We start from the raw sequence: 14,194 nt of genomic DNA on the forward strand, positions 1-14,194 counted from the left end.
TTTATTGATTTTTCCGGCTCAGGGGCAGTTCAATACGGAAGCAAACATCCGAACGTTCGTCCGTGGCGATGTTAAGCTCACCCTGCATGCGTCGTATGCAGTCCCGGGCGATGCTTAAGCCCAGACCACTGCCTTTCACCGCACCTTTACGCTGATGACTCCCCTGGAAAAAGGGCTCGAAGATCATGGTTTTTTCGTCATCGGGGATCGGGGTGCCGGTGTTAGCGACGTCTATAAACACCCGGGAACCCTTCGTATAGCTTCGGATATAAATGTTACCGGATTCAGTACCATAGTGCACCGCATTGGAATAAAGATTATCCAGCACGCTCATTAGCAGCATGGGTTCAGCGAGACAGGTCGGCGCATTCAGCTCTACACCGGTATGCATCATTTTAGCTCTTGCTGGCAGGCTATGGGCGGAGATCACCATATCCACCAGCGGTTCAATGTCGACGTTTTCCAGTACGACCGCTCCGTCAGCCAGCTTGCGGTTGTAATCCAGCAGCTGCTCAATCAGCTTCTGCAGATTGCGACTGCTGTTATCCAGGATCTCGACAATTTCTTTCTGTTCGGGCGTAAGCGGCCCAGCCACTTCGTCCGCCAGCAGCTCCGTCCCTTCGCGCATGCTGGCCAGCGGCGTTTTAAGCTCATGGGAGATATGGCGCAGGAACTGATGACGCTGTGATTCAAGCCACGCCAGGCGCTCGGACAGCCAGATGATACGCTGACCGACGGAACGCAATTCGCGGGGACCTTTAAAAGCGACCGTATCCCCGAGCGATTTCCCCTCCCCCAGGCGGTTGATCATCCGCTGGATACCCTTCACCGGGCCGATGATCATGCGGGTAAAGAGCAGCACCAGCCCGAGGCTCACGAGGAACAGCACCAGCGCCTGCCAGCCGAAGAACTGGCCGCGCTCGGCAATCTCCTGCTGAAGCTGCTGGCCACGAGAGAAAATTACCGTGCGGGTTGACTGCACCATCTCGGTATTGGCGTTGGCGAAGGCTTCCAGGCGCGCGGCGGCGGCGGTATCGGGTCCACTGTTGTGGCACTGCAGCTGCGCAAGATCGTTCAGATCCTGACGTAACGCCTGATACAGCTTGTCGTCAGGCAATACGCCGGCGTGGGCGTCCAGCATTTCGCTGTAGCGCTTGCGCTGACTCTGGTACACCTTTTCCAGCGTGCGATCGTCAAGCACGCAGTACTGACGATAGCTACGCTCCATCTCAAGCGCGGCGTTGGTCATGGCTTCACTGCGTCTTGCGTCAATAAGCGTCGTGCGGTTCGTCAGTGCCGCCTGGGCACTCAACGCGTTCAGGCTTTGCCAGGCCTGCCAGGCAAGGATCAGCAACGGCAGCAGGATCAGCAGGAAGGCCATCATCACGAGCTGTCGCAGGGAACGGGGAAAAACGGGCCAGCGTTTCAACGCATTACTCTCTTAATGGGGATATACGCAGAGCGTAACTGAGTCTGCCCTTCAGATACAACAAAGCCGGGTAAAAACCCGGCTTTGTCATGGAATGAGGCGGTGCCTAACTCGACGTTTCGCCCTGGCCTGATAAAGCATCGCTATGATCAGTAGTTGGACGGCAGGCACCTTTTTGTGCGTCATTCGAAGTTTATGTAGCACGTCCCGAAGGGGCTGACATAAGAAGGTGAATGAGCCACTGGTTAATATTATGCAACACCCATGCCAAAATGCAAAACAAAATATTAACACATTGAAATATATGATTTTTACCCGTTTAACCGGTTAATTATCGGTTGAATGATTTCCAGGCTAAGTGTCGCTGTTCAGCAACACCTTAACGGGAACCTTTTCTACAGTATATAAATCAATAGGTTAAATGTCTCCTTTTGGAGACACCCAAACCAGAGGGTTGTCGCGATTTTGCGACAGAGACAAAAAAGCCCGGTGGCGCTCGCGCCTACCGGGCCTACAGTCAGGATGCTGAAACTTAACCCAGCTGCTTACGGGCGTTGCGGAAGATGCGCATCCACGGGCTGTCCTCGCCCCAGTTTTCCGGGTGCCAGGAGTTGCTCACGGTGCGGAACACGCGTTCCGGATGCGGCATCATGATGGTGGCACGACCGCTTTCGCTGGTCACCGCCGTAATACCGTTGACGGAACCGTTCGGGTTAGCCGGATAGGTTTCTGTTACCTTGCCGAAGTTATCGACAAAGCGCAGCGCTACCAGACCTTTGCTCTCCAGCTGAGCCAGATGCGCAGCATCACGCACCTCTACCTGACCTTCACCGTGGGAAACGGCGATTGGCATCTGTGAACCGACCATACCCTGCAGCAGCAGAGACGGGCTCTGGGTCACTTCCACCAGGCTGAAGCGCGCCTCAAAGCGGTCTGACTGGTTACGCACAAAGCGCGGCCAGGCTTCGCTGCCCGGGATCAGCTCGCGCAGGTTAGACATCATCTGGCAGCCGTTACACACGCCCAGCGCCAGCGTCTGCGGACGGTGGAAGAAGGTTTCGAACTCGTCGCGCACGCGGCTGTTGAACAGAATGGACTTCGCCCAGCCTTCGCCCGCGCCCAGCACGTCGCCGTAGGAGAAGCCGCCGCACGCCACCAGCGCCTGGAAATCTTCCAGACCGGTACGTCCGGCCAGCAGATCGCTCATGTGGACGTCGATAGCGTCAAAGCCCGCGCGGTGGAAGGCAGCCGCCATCTCAACGTGGGAGTTAACGCCCTGCTCGCGCAGCACCGCCACTTTCGGACGCGCACCGGTCGCAATGTACGGCGCGGCGATGTCTTCGTTGATGTCGAAGGAGAGCTTCACGTTCAGGCCTGGATCCTGATCATTGGCCTTCGCGTTGTGCTCCTGATCGGCACATTCCGGGTTATCACGCAGGCGCTGCATCTGCCAGGTGGTTTCCGCCCACCACATGCGCAGCGTGGTGCGGCTTTCGCTGAACACGGCGTGACCGTCAGCTTCAATGACGAAGCGGTCGCCCTGAACGGCTTTACCCAGATAGTGTACGCAGTCAGCCAGGCCATGCTGCGCCAGAATCGCTTCAACCGCATCGCGATCCGCCGCACGCACCTGAATCACGGCGCCCAGCTCTTCGTTGAACAGCGCCGCCAGACGGTCTTCGCCAAGCGTCGCAATGTTCGCTTCCACGCCACAGTGGCCGGTGAAGGCCATCTCTGCCAGGGTCACCAGCAGGCCGCCGTCGGAACGGTCGTGGTAGGCCAGCAGCTTACGCTGCGCCACCAGCGCCTGGATGGCGTCGTAGAAGCCTTTCAGCTGCGCTACGTCGCGCACGTCGGCTGGCTTATCGCCGAGCTGACGGTAAACCTGCGCCAGCGCGGTAGCGCCCAGCGCGTTGTGGCCTTTACCCAGGTCAATCAGCAGCAGGGCGTTATCTTCGGTCACCAGCTGCGGCGTAACGGTGTGACGCACATCTTCCACGCGGGCAAACGCGGTGATCACCAGCGACAGCGGAGAGGTCATCTCGCGCTGCTCGTTGCCTTCCTGCCAGCGGGTTTTCATCGACATGGAGTCTTTGCCCACCGGAATGGTCAGGCCGAGGGCAGGACACAGCTCCTCACCCACCGCCTTCACGGCTTCATACAGGCCCGCGTCTTCGCCTGGGTGACCGGCAGCGGCCATCCAGTTTGCGGAGAGCTTAATACGTTTGATATCGCCAATCTGCGTCGCGGCGATGTTGGTCAGCGCTTCACCAACGGCCAGACGGGCAGAGGCCGCGAAGTCCAGCAGCGCGACCGGGGTGCGTTCACCCAGCGCCATCGCTTCGCCGTAGTAGCTGTCGAGGCTCGCGGTGGTCACGGCGCAGTTCGCCACCGGGATCTGCCACGGGCCGACCATCTGGTCGCGGGATACCATACCGGTCACGGTACGGTCGCCGATGGTCACCAGGAAGGTTTTCTCTGCCACAGCAGGCAGGTGCAGCACGCGGTTAACGGCTTCTGCCACGGTGATGCCCTGACGATCCAGCGCTTTGCCCGCCGCCTTACGGGTCTGCACGTCGCGGGTCATCTTCGGCGTTTTTCCGAGCAGGACGTCGAGCGGCAGATCGATCGGCTGGTTGTCGAAATGGGTGTCGCTCAGAGTCAGGTGCTGCTCTTCGGTCGCTTCACCGATGACGGCATACGGCGCGCGCTCGCGGCGGCACAGCTCGTCAAACAGCGGCAGCTGATCCGCCGCAACGGCCAGCACGTAGCGCTCCTGGGATTCGTTACACCAGATTTCCAGCGGGCTCATGCCAGGCTCATCGCTCAGGATGTCGCGCAGGTTGAAACGACCACCGCGGCCGCCGTCGCTCACCAGCTCCGGCATGGCGTTGGACAGACCGCCCGCGCCCACGTCGTGGATAAAGAGGATCGGGTTAGCATCGCCCAGCTGCCAGCAGCGGTCGATCACTTCCTGACAGCGACGCTCCATCTCCGGGTTGTCACGCTGCACGGACGCGAAGTCGAGATCCGCATCAGACTGGCCGGAGGCCATAGACGAGGCCGCACCGCCGCCCAGACCGATGTTCATTGCCGGGCCGCCGAGCACGATCAGCTTCGCGCCGACGACGATCTCGCCTTTCTGCACGTGATCGGCACGGATGTTGCCGATCCCGCCCGCCAGCATGATCGGTTTGTGGTAGCCGCGCAGCTCTTCGCCGTTGTGGCTGTCCACTTTCTCTTCATAGGTACGGAAGTAACCGTTCAGCGCCGGACGACCAAATTCGTTGTTAAACGCCGCGCCGCCCAGCGGGCCTTCGGTCATGATATCCAGCGCGGTCACAATGCGCTCTGGCTTGCCGAAATCTTCTTCCCACGGCTGTTCAAAGCCCGGGATACGCAGGTTGGAGACGGAGAAACCGACCAGACCCGCTTTTGGTTTTGCACCACGACCGGTCGCCCCTTCGTCACGGATTTCACCGCCGGAGCCGGTCGCCGCACCCGGCCACGGGGAGATCGCCGTCGGGTGGTTGTGGGTTTCAACCTTCATCAGGATATGCGCGGGCTCCTGATGGAAGTCATAGCGCCCTGCTTCGCGATCGGCGAAGAAGCGGCCCACCTCAGAACCTTCCATCACCGCGGCGTTGTCTTTATAGGCAGACAGCACGTGGTCAGGCGTTTGCTCCATGGTGTTTTTGATCATTTTGAACAGCGACTTTGGCTGCTGTTCGCCGTCAATAATCCAGTCGGCATTGAAAATCTTGTGGCGGCAGTGCTCCGAGTTCGCCTGCGCGAACATGTAGAGTTCAATGTCGTTCGGGTTACGGTTGAGCTTAACGAACGCATCCTGCAGGTAGTCGATTTCGTCTTCTGCCAGCGCCAGGCCGAGACGCAGGTTGGCGTCAATCAGTGCCTGACGGCCCTGCCCCAGCAGGTCCACGCTCTGTACCGGCGCAGGCTGATGGTGGGAGAAAAGCTTCTGCGCGTCATCAAGAGAGGCAAATACGCTCTCCATCATGCGGTCGTGCAGTTCAGCCGCAACCGCCTCCCACTGCGCGTCGCTCAGGGTAGAGGCTTCCACGTAGTACGCTACGCCGCGCTCCAGACGGTTAATCTGGCTCAGGCCACAGTTGTGGGCGATGTCGGTGGCTTTGGAAGACCAGGGGGAGATGGTGCCCGGACGCGGCGTCGCAAGGATCAGTTTGCCGGTTGGCGTATGGCTGCTGAGGCTTGGGCCATACTTGAGCAGGCGTTCCAGCTGTACGCGCTCCTCTGCATTCAGGGGGGCATTCAGGTCAGCAAAATGGACATACTCAGCGTAAATATTGCTTACCGGAAGGTCGGCCGCCTGAAAACGTGCCAGCAGTTTGGTAATACGGAAGGCAGACAGTGCAGGCGAACCACGCAGAATTTCCATCATAAGTCTCTCGTCTTCGAAGCGCCGGGGCGCTTTCAGTGTGCGCAAGGGGGGAAAACGGGCGTCATTATAGAGAATCCTGAGCGCCGACGAAACCGTTTGCGTCGAAATAAAATTGGCAAAGAGATTTAACAATAGATGTGACCTGTCTCTCTAATTGGTTGCCAAGTGGCGCAAGTTTACGCAAAATGCCGCTCATTCAATGGCAAACCTTATTGTTAACATGGCTACAGCAGACTGAGGCAACCGGCGTCGCAGAGAATTAACTAATTGAAAAAATTAAAGATTAATTATCTGCTCATCGGCATTGTAACGTTGCTGTTGGCAGTGGCCCTCTGGCCTTCCATCCCCTGGATCGGCAAAGCCGAAAACCGTATCGCCGCCATTCAGGAGCGGGGGGAATTGCGCGTCAGTACCCTCAACTCTCCGCTGATTTACAGCGACATCAACGGCAAAATCATTGGTCTGGATTATGAACTGGCACAGCAGTTCGCCGATTACCTTGGCGTAAAGCTGAAAATCACCGTCCGCCAGAATATCAACCAGCTGTTTGACGACCTCGATAACGACGATGCCGATATGCTGGCCGCCGGGCTGGTGTATAACAGCGAGCGCAGCAAAAACTATCAGCCAGGCCCGACCTACTACTCCGTTTCGCAGCAGCTGGTTTACCGCGTCGGGAGCCTGCGACCGCGCTCGCTGGCGTCGATTAACGATCGGCAGCTGACGATTGCCCCCGGTCACGTGGTGATTGACGATCTGCGCGAGCTCAAGGAGAAGAAATATCCGGACCTGAGCTGGACGGTGGATGCGAAACTCGGCACAACGGAGCTGCTGGAGCAGGTAAAAGATCAGAAAGTCCCCTACACCATCGCCGATTCGGTCGCGATCAGCCTGTTCCAGCGCGTGCATCCTGAAATCGCCGTGGCGCTGGACGTCACCGACGAGCAGCCTGTGACCTGGTTTACTCAGCTCGACGACGATCAGACCCTCTCTGCCGCGATGCTCGATTTCTTCAACACCATGAATGAAGACGGTACGCTGGCGCGCCTGGAAGAGAAGTACCTCGGGCATGGTGATGACTTTGACTACGTTGACACCCGCAGCTTCCTGCGTGCGGTAGACAGCGTCCTGCCGGACCTGCAGCCGCTGTTCGAAAAATACGCCCAGGAAATTGACTGGAAACTGCTGGCGGCTATTTCTTATCAGGAATCCCACTGGGATACCCAGGCCACGTCTCCGACTGGCGTACGTGGTTTGATGATGTTAACCAAAAATACCGCGCTGAGCCTGGGCGTCAATGACCGTACCGATGCGGAACAGAGCATCAGCGGCGGCGCGCGCTACCTGCAGGATATGATGGCCAAAGTCCCGGAAACGGTACCGGAAGAGGAGCGGATCTGGTTCGCGCTGGCGGCCTACAATATGGGCTATGCGCATATGCTGGATGCGCGAGCGCTGACGGCCAAAACGAAAGGCAACCCGGACAGCTGGTCAGACGTAAAACAGCGGCTGCCGCTGCTGAGCCAGAAGCCATGGTATAACAAGCTGACGTACGGCTACGCGCGCGGGCATGAAGCCTACGCTTACGTGGAAAATATCCGTAAATATCAGATTAGCCTGGTCGGGTATCTGCTGGAGAAAGAGAAAGAGGCGACAGAGGCCAAACGGCTGGCCCAAAGTTACCCTGTCGTGGCGCCGGACGAGCTTAACCGTCCGTCGGCTTCAATTCTGCCTTTTGCTGCTTTTTCTGCTGACGGCGCATTCGAAAGAAATCGCTTAATAGCCCCGAACACTCTGGTGCAAGCACCCCGCCGATAGTCTTCACCTGGTGGTTCATCCCCGGGTGACCCAGCACGTCCATCAGTGAACCGGCCGCACCGGTTTTTTCATCCCGCGCACCGAAGACCAGAGTCCCGATCCGGCTGTGCACCATCGCCCCGGAGCACATTACGCACGGCTCCAGCGTCACATACAGCGTGGTATCAAGCAGGCGATAGTTTTGCAGCACCAGACCGCCCTGACGAAGCGCCATGATTTCGGCGTGCGCCGTCGGATCGTGGCGGCCAATGGGACGGTTCCACCCTTCACCAATCACCTGGTTATTGTGGACCAGCACGGCGCCCACGGGCACTTCGCCCTCGTCCCAGGCACGCTGAGCGAGCGTTAGCGCGTGGCGCATCCAGTATTCATGTGAGAATTCAGGGTTGGACAACGGTTGATACTCCAGTCGAAAAGCGGGCGGCATTATACACACCCCTTATGGATAAGACTATTCGAGTTGCTGAAGTTCACCTGATGGCGTGACGCGCCAGCGGTGCTGGCAAAAATAGAGCAGCGGGTTGTCCTGCTTGCTGTCGCTGTAGCCGCTGTACAGGCGCAGTGGCGTGCCGATACGTTTTTCCAGCTGGACCACTTTTTCATGCCCCAGGCAGCGCATCGTCAGCACCCAACCGCCGTAGCCGCGGGCAATTTGCGTGGCGATAAGATTCACGCGCGGTAGCCAGGGGGTATCAAAGTAGACCTGCTCCACCAGCGTCTGCGGGGAGCCGGTAATCAGCCAGATGTCGGCATCGTTCGCGTCGAGATAGCCGGTCAGGCGCGCCTGCACCACCGGGAACGCGGCAACGTGGCCGCGGAACCACTGCGCAAAATCCTGCTCGAGCTGTTTGAGGCGCGCTTCGCTGTGCCCAAACGTACATCCCCACAGCAGCAGGCTCATTGGCCATCGCGCCGCACGGCCCTTCACCAGCAGCGCGATCCCAATAACCGGTAAGAGCGGTAGCACGAGCAGCGCATTCAGAGGCTGACGCCGCAGCAGGTAACGCATAAACGTACCAAACATATCCTGCTGATGCAGCGTGCCATCCAGGTCGAAAAAGACAACGCGACGCCCGTGATTTGCCAAACCTTACTCCTCTGGGTCGTTGAAACCTAACAGCCAGGTAAACAGGAACCCGGCGATCACCGCTACTAAATAGCCTAACAGATAGAGCACCACTTTTCCGGTCACGATGGTTAATGCCAGCGGTAACCCCGAGAGACCAAAGGTGATGACGGTGGCAACTTTCCAGTAGCTGATCAGCGCCCCGCCTACCGCGCCGCCCAGACAGGCCGCGAGGAACGGTTTACCCAGCGGCAGCGTAACACCGAAAATCAGCGGCTCGCCAATGCCGAGCAGTCCGACCGGGAGTGCGCCTTTAATCATTTTTTTCAGACGCGCGTTGCGGGTTTTCATCAGTACCGCAATTGCCGCGCCGACCTGCCCTACACCCGCCATCGACAGGATAGGCAGCAGCGCGTTATAGCCGTGCGCCTGCACCAGCTCGACGTGGATTGGAACCAGCCCCTGATGCAGGCCGGTCAGCACCAGCGGCAGAAAAGTACCCGACAGCACCGCGCCCACTAACAGGCCGCCGCGGTCAATCGCCAGCGACGCACCGTGGGCAATCGCCTCAGAGATCCACCCGCCTAACGGCTGGAGGGCCACAATCGCTACGCTACCGGTAATCAGCGTGGTCAGCAGCGGGTTGAGGATAAGCTCAATCGAGCCGGGCAGAACCGCGCGCAGCCGTTTCTCGATCCAGCACATCAGGATGACCACCAGCAGCACCGCGATCACCCCGCCGCGGCCCGGCTGAAGCGCCTCACCAAACAGCGTAATCTGCGCCAGCTGCGGGCTGGACAAGATGCCCGCCATCACCCCGCCCATCGCCAGCGATCCGCCAAACACCTTCGCGGTATTCACCCCGACCAGAATGTTCATGATGGCGAACACCGCGCTGCCGAAGATCCCGAGAATCCCCAGCAGGTTCGGATACTGCGTGGCAAAGTCCCCCACAATATCCGGCCGCTTGAGGATATTGATGATCCCGGTGATCAGGCCTGAGGCAATAAACGCCGGGATCAGCGGAATAAAGACATTTGCCAGCTGTCGCAGCGCGTCGCTCATCGGGGCTTTGTATTTCGCCTTTGCCTGGGCTTTGGTGCGCTCAGCCTCGTCAATCGATACGCTCGCACTCACGCCCATCAGCGCGCGCATGGCATCGACAACCTGCGCCGCTTTCCCTGGGCCGACGATCAGCTGGTGCTGCTGCCCCTGCTTCACGTAGCCGCTGACGCCGGAAAGCTGCTTCAGACGCGGCACGTCAAGCTGGTCGTCGTCATGCACCTCGACGCGCACGCGCGTCATGCAGTTTTCGAGACGCTGAATATTTTGTTCCCCACCAATCCCCTGCAGGATACCGCTGGCGAGCGCTGCTGTTTTGTCCATACACGCCTCTGTTAGTGTTCTAATGCCGCCCGTAAGAAACCGTTATGCGCATCGAGTTTGGCTCTTGCGGCCGCCGCATCCAGCCCGCTTAAGATCATCAAAATGGCCGGTTTAACATCGTTATCGGTCTCTTTGAGTACCGCTTCCGCCTCTTCGCGGCCTGCGCCCGTCGCCTCCATCACCATGCGGCAGGCTCTGTCCACCAGCTTGACGTTGGTGGCCTGCATATCCACCATCAGGTTCTGATACACCTTGCCGAACTTCACCATCGCGCCGGTGGAGATCATATTGAGCACCAGCTTTTGCGCGGTCCCGGATTTCAGGCGCGTGGAGCCGGTGAGCGCTTCCGGCCCGACAACTGGCGAGATGGCAATAGCGGCCGCCTGCGCAATCGGTGAGCCGGGGTTGCAGGAGATGGCGACCGTCGTGCAGCCGGTCTGGTTGGCGTATTCCAGCCCGCCAATCACGTACGGCGTACGCCCGGATGCCGCCAGCCCGACCACCAGATCCTTCGCGGTCAGATTAAGATCCTTCAGGTCATCCTCGCCCAGTTGTTTGTTGTCTTCCGCCCCTTCAACGGCTTTCAGCAGCGCACCGGGGCCACCGGCGATCAGCCCAACTACCAGACCATGCGGGACCCCAAAGGTTGGCGGACATTCTGACGCGTCCAGGACCCCTAAACGCCCGCTGGTCCCCGCCCCCATGTAAATAATGCGTCCACCGGCCTTGAGGGCTTCCGCAGCCGCATCGACCGCTTTCGCCACCTCTGGTAATGTCTCTTTCACTGCCTGCGCGACCAGCGTATCCTGTTGATTAAAGCGGTTAACCAGCTCCAGGGTGGAGAGCGCATCCAGATCCATGGTTTGCGGGTTACGTGTTTCAGAAACAAGTGAGCCAAGATTCATTTTTGTACCTCAAGAATTTTTAATTCATAATAATCACACTATAATGGAATATAAAATTCATTCAGGCGAGCAAAATCCGTATTTGCGCAGATAATCACATTTTCGCCAGGAGACCGTATGAACTGTTTAATTCGCATTCGCCAGCGCTACGCAGGCTTTGCCCAAAGCGACAAGAAGCTGGCGGATTTTCTGCTTTCTCAACCCGACCACGCGCGCCATCTCAGCTCGCAGCAGCTGGCGAGTGAAGCCGGGGTGAGCCAGTCCAGCGTGGTGAAATTTGCGCAGAAGATTGGCTTTAAGGGATTCCCTGCCCTCAAGCTGGCGATCAGTGAAGCGCTGGTCAGTAACCCTAACCCGCAGTCCATGCCGGTGCATAATCAGATCCGCGGAGACGATCCGATGCGGCTGGTCGGCGAAAAGCTGATCAAAGAGAACGTGGCGGCCATGCATGCGACGCTCGATGTGAATACGGAAGAGAAGCTGCTGGAGAGCGTGGCGATGCTGCGCGGCGCGCGGCGGATCGTTCTGACCGGCATCGGCGCGTCCGGACTTGTGGCGCGTAACTTTGGCTGGAAGCTGACAAAAATTGGCCTTAACGCCATCGTCGAGCAGGATATGCACGCCCTGCTGGCGACCGTACAGGCGATGGATCCTGACGATCTGCTGCTGGCGATCTCCTATTCCGGCGAGCGCCGTGAGATCAACATGGCCACCGACGAAGTCCTGCGCGTCGGCGGTAAAATTCTGGCGATCACCGGTTTTACGCCGAATGCCCTACAGCAGCGGGCCACGCGCTGTTTATATACCATTGCCGAGGAACAGGCCACTCGCAGCGCGGCTATCTCGTCCACCAGCGCACAAATGATGCTGACGGACCTGCTGTTTATGGCACTGGTGCAGCAGGATCTGGAGCGTGCGCCCGAGCGCATTCGCCACAGCGAAGAACTGGTAAAGAAACTGGTTTGACGCGTATAATGCCCGCCCAGTTTGTGTTGTTTCTGAGAATTTCCTGATGGCGCTGTTAATTACCAAAAAATGCATTAATTGCGATATGTGCGAGCCCGAATGCCCGAACCAGGCCATTTCGATGGGCGACAGCATTTATGAGATTAACAGCGACCGCTGCACCGAATGCATCGGCCACTATGAGACGCCGACCTGTCAGAAAGTGTGCCCGATCCCCAATACCATCCTGAAGGATCCGGCACACGTCGAGAGCGAAGAGCAGCTGTGGGATAAGTTTGTCCTGATGCACCACGCGGACAAACTTTAACTTTCGATGATCACCGTTGCGCTAGCATAGTGACGCTCATCCGCGATCGTCACGTGGACGTGATTCACGCCGAGCTTCTCTGCCAGCTTTTGCGCCTCGCCCCATAAGCGCAGGCTTGGCTTACCCAGCTCATCGTTAAACACTTCAAACTGGTTGAACGCCAGACCGTTACGAATGCCGGTCCCGAAGGCTTTGGCGGCCGCCTCTTTTACCGCAAAACGCTTCGCCAGAAAACGCACCGGCTGCTGATGCGCTTCCCAGATGGCCCATTCGTTATCGCTCAGCACGCGCCTTGCGAGGCGATCGCCGCTGCGGGCGATAACCGCTTCAATACGGGCTATTTCCACGATATCGGTGCCTAAGCCCAGAATGGCCATTACTGACGCGCTTCCAGCATCAGGCGTTTCATTTCCGCGACCGCCTCTTTCAGGCCGCTCATCACCGCGCGGCCAACGATCGCGTGACCGATGTTCAGCTCGTGCATTTCCGGGATGGCGGCAATGGCCTTCACGTTATGGTAGGTCAGGCCGTGACCGGCATTGACCTTCAGACCCAGGCTCGCCGCGTAGGTGGCCGCTTTAGCAATACGCTCCAGCTCTTTCGCCTGCTCGGCATCGTTTTTGGCATCGGCATAGCAGCCGGTGTGAATTTCGATATACGGCGCGCCCACGTCGGCTGCCGCTTTAATCTGGGTGAAGTCGGCGTCAATAAACAGCGAAACCAGGATACCGGCATCAGCCAGGCGCTTGCAGGCATCGCGCATTTTGTCGAGCTGGCCGGCCACGTCCAGACCGCCTTCGGTCGTGACTTCCTGGCGTTTTTCCGGCACCAGACAGCAGAAGTGCGGCTGGGTCTCACAGGCAATCGCCAGCATCTCTTCGGTGACCGCCATCTCCAGATTCATACGGGTGTCCAGCGTCTGACGCAGAATGCGAACGTCGCGGTCAGTGATGTGGCGACGGTCTTCACGCAGGTGAACGGTAATGCCGTCGGCGCCAGCCTGTTCAGCGATAAACGCCGCCTGAACCGGATCGGGATACGCCGTGCCGCGCGCATTACGCAGCGTGGCGATGTGATCGATGTTGACGCCTAACAGTAATTCAGCCATGACAATCCTCGGTATTTTGGTTCATTTCCCTCCCCCTCTCCCTCCGGGAGAGGGCTGGGGTGAGGGGGAAAAACGTTAACGTTTCGGCACAAACTGCCTGAATAATTCGCGGCTCTTTAAGGGCTTGCCGCCAAGATACGGCTTGAGGGCAATCCGGGTAAAGCGTTTTGCTGCGCGCAGGGTATCCTGATCGGGAAACTCGCGCTCATACAGCGCCCGGAGCTGACGCCCGGTAAAGGTGCTGTTGTCAATCACGACGCTGGCAATGAAGCCTTTTTCTTCGCGGTAGCGGTAGGTCATGGTGTCTTCCACTTCGTCACCGCTGCCCGCACAGTGCAGAAAATCGACCCCGTACCCAAGATGGCCCAGCAGCGCCAGCTCAAAACGCCGCAGCGCAGGCTCGGGCGTACCGGTTGCGCCAGCCAGCGCCTGGATACAGTGCAGATAATCAAAGAAAAGTTCAGAGAAGCGGGTCTCATGTTCAAGAACGCGTGAGATGAGTTCATTGACATACAGACCGCTGTAGAGCGTGATGCCGGAGAGAGGAAGCGCCAGGGAGACGGCTTCGGCGCCGCGCAGGGTTTTGACTTCCCCTCGCCCACCAAAGCGGACCAGCAACGGCGTGAAAGGCTGTAAGGCACCTTTCAGGTTAGAACGTTTGGAACGTGCGCCTTTTGCAACAAGGCGCACGCGGCCCGACTCTTCCGTGAAGACGTCCAGCATCAGGCTGGTTTCGCTCCAGGGACGACTATGCAGGACAAAGGCGCGCTGCCATCCATCCATATGCTC

At 58.5% G+C, this 14,194-nt stretch carries 12 protein-coding genes; 3 read left to right on the top strand and 9 right to left on the bottom strand.

The genetic code is table 11. The features are described 5' to 3' along the window. Nucleotide 1: 1 nt before the first annotated feature. The gene (gene qseE, locus L362_RS10250; protein WP_023344697.1) at nt 2-1,429 is read right to left on the bottom strand and encodes a two component system sensor histidine kinase QseE/GlrK; all 1,428 of its coding nucleotides are present in this window, start codon (nt 1,427-1,429) and stop codon (nt 2-4) included. A gap of 532 nt (nt 1,430-1,961) precedes the next feature. Then, nucleotides 1,962-5,849 carry a phosphoribosylformylglycinamidine synthase gene (gene purL, locus L362_RS10245; RefSeq protein ID WP_023344698.1) on the bottom strand — a complete coding sequence of 1,296 codons (3,888 nt, stop codon included), beginning with the start codon at nt 5,847-5,849 and terminating at the stop codon, nt 1,962-1,964. A gap of 267 nt (nt 5,850-6,116) precedes the next feature. Between purL and mltF the strand changes: the two genes are divergently transcribed. Next, complete coding sequence (mltF, locus tag L362_RS10240; protein ID WP_021241875.1) at nt 6,117-7,667, top strand: membrane-bound lytic murein transglycosylase MltF; 1,551 nt, start codon at nt 6,117-6,119, stop codon at nt 7,665-7,667. Here the strand turns inward: mltF and tadA are convergent. Genes tadA through murQ form a run of 4 tightly spaced genes read right to left on the bottom strand, consistent with a single transcriptional unit; the run spans nt 7,555 to nt 11,024 of the window. Then, complete coding sequence (gene tadA, locus L362_RS10235) at nt 7,555-8,094, bottom strand: tRNA adenosine(34) deaminase TadA (protein ID WP_008502172.1); 540 nt, start codon at nt 8,092-8,094, stop codon at nt 7,555-7,557. The genes mltF and tadA overlap by 113 nt on opposite strands. Nucleotides 8,095-8,118: 24 nt before the next feature. Next, entirely contained in the window at nt 8,119-8,754 is a 636-nt protein-coding gene (gene yfhb, locus L362_RS10230; RefSeq protein WP_021241877.1) for a phosphatidylglycerophosphatase C, read from the bottom strand. A 3-nt stretch (nt 8,755-8,757) separates the two neighbouring features. Continuing rightward, nucleotides 8,758-10,119: a PTS transporter subunit EIIC gene (locus L362_RS10225; protein ID WP_023344699.1), complete on the bottom strand. Its 1,362-nt coding sequence runs from the start codon at nt 10,117-10,119 to the stop codon at nt 8,758-8,760. An 11-nt stretch (nt 10,120-10,130) separates the two neighbouring features. Further along, nucleotides 10,131-11,024, bottom strand: a complete 894-nt coding sequence (gene murQ, locus L362_RS10220) for an N-acetylmuramic acid 6-phosphate etherase (RefSeq protein WP_023344700.1) — start codon at nt 11,022-11,024, stop codon at nt 10,131-10,133. 117 nt (nt 11,025-11,141) lie between these two features. Here murQ and L362_RS10215 point away from each other — a divergent pair, with 117 nt between their 5' ends. Together L362_RS10215 and L362_RS10210 are read left to right on the top strand one after the other, a co-directional pair. Then, complete coding sequence (locus tag L362_RS10215) at nt 11,142-11,990, top strand: MurR/RpiR family transcriptional regulator (RefSeq protein WP_023294330.1); 849 nt, start codon at nt 11,142-11,144, stop codon at nt 11,988-11,990. 46 nt (nt 11,991-12,036) lie between these two features. Next, complete coding sequence (locus L362_RS10210; protein WP_008502177.1) at nt 12,037-12,297, top strand: YfhL family 4Fe-4S dicluster ferredoxin; 261 nt, start codon at nt 12,037-12,039, stop codon at nt 12,295-12,297. Here the strand turns inward: L362_RS10210 and acpS are convergent. The 3 genes from acpS to recO form a co-directional block, all read right to left on the bottom strand. Further along, entirely contained in the window at nt 12,294-12,674 is a 381-nt protein-coding gene (gene acpS, locus L362_RS10205) for a holo-ACP synthase (RefSeq protein ID WP_008502178.1), read from the bottom strand. The genes L362_RS10210 and acpS overlap by 4 nt on opposite strands. Then, nucleotides 12,674-13,405 (bottom strand): pyridoxine 5'-phosphate synthase, encoded by a 732-nt coding sequence (gene pdxJ / locus L362_RS10200; RefSeq protein ID WP_023325885.1) that lies wholly within the window; start codon nt 13,403-13,405, stop codon nt 12,674-12,676. Before pdxJ ends, acpS begins: the two co-directional genes overlap by 1 nt. Before the next feature lie 75 nt (nt 13,406-13,480). Then, on the bottom strand, nt 13,481-14,188 hold the full coding sequence (gene recO / locus L362_RS10195) for a DNA repair protein RecO (RefSeq protein ID WP_023344701.1): 708 nt from the start codon (nt 14,186-14,188) through the stop codon (nt 13,481-13,483). Nucleotides 14,189-14,194: the final 6 nt, after the last annotated feature.

It is taken from the genome of Enterobacter sp. MGH 16 (assembly GCF_000493175.1).
GTDB lineage: Bacteria > Pseudomonadota > Gammaproteobacteria > Enterobacterales > Enterobacteriaceae > Enterobacter > Enterobacter roggenkampii.

Excerpts from the sequence above, each read along its gene's own strand:
- purL (WP_023344698.1), bottom strand. The coding sequence starts at position 5,849 with ATGATGGAAATTCTGCGTGGTTCGCCTGCACTGTCTGCCTTCCGTATT.
- tadA (WP_008502172.1), bottom strand. The coding sequence starts at position 8,094 with ATGCCGCCCGCTTTTCGACTGGAGTATCAACCGTTGTCCAACCCTGAA.
- L362_RS10225 (WP_023344699.1), bottom strand. The coding sequence starts at position 10,119 with ATGGACAAAACAGCAGCGCTCGCCAGCGGTATCCTGCAGGGGATTGGT.
- murQ (WP_023344700.1), bottom strand. The coding sequence starts at position 11,024 with ATGAATCTTGGCTCACTTGTTTCTGAAACACGTAACCCGCAAACCATG.
- L362_RS10215 (WP_023294330.1), top strand. The coding sequence starts at position 11,142 with ATGAACTGTTTAATTCGCATTCGCCAGCGCTACGCAGGCTTTGCCCAA.
- L362_RS10210 (WP_008502177.1), top strand. The coding sequence starts at position 12,037 with ATGGCGCTGTTAATTACCAAAAAATGCATTAATTGCGATATGTGCGAG.
- acpS (WP_008502178.1), bottom strand. The coding sequence starts at position 12,674 with ATGGCCATTCTGGGCTTAGGCACCGATATCGTGGAAATAGCCCGTATT.
- pdxJ (WP_023325885.1), bottom strand. The coding sequence starts at position 13,405 with ATGGCTGAATTACTGTTAGGCGTCAACATCGATCACATCGCCACGCTG.
- recO (WP_023344701.1), bottom strand. The coding sequence starts at position 14,188 with ATGGATGGATGGCAGCGCGCCTTTGTCCTGCATAGTCGTCCCTGGAGC.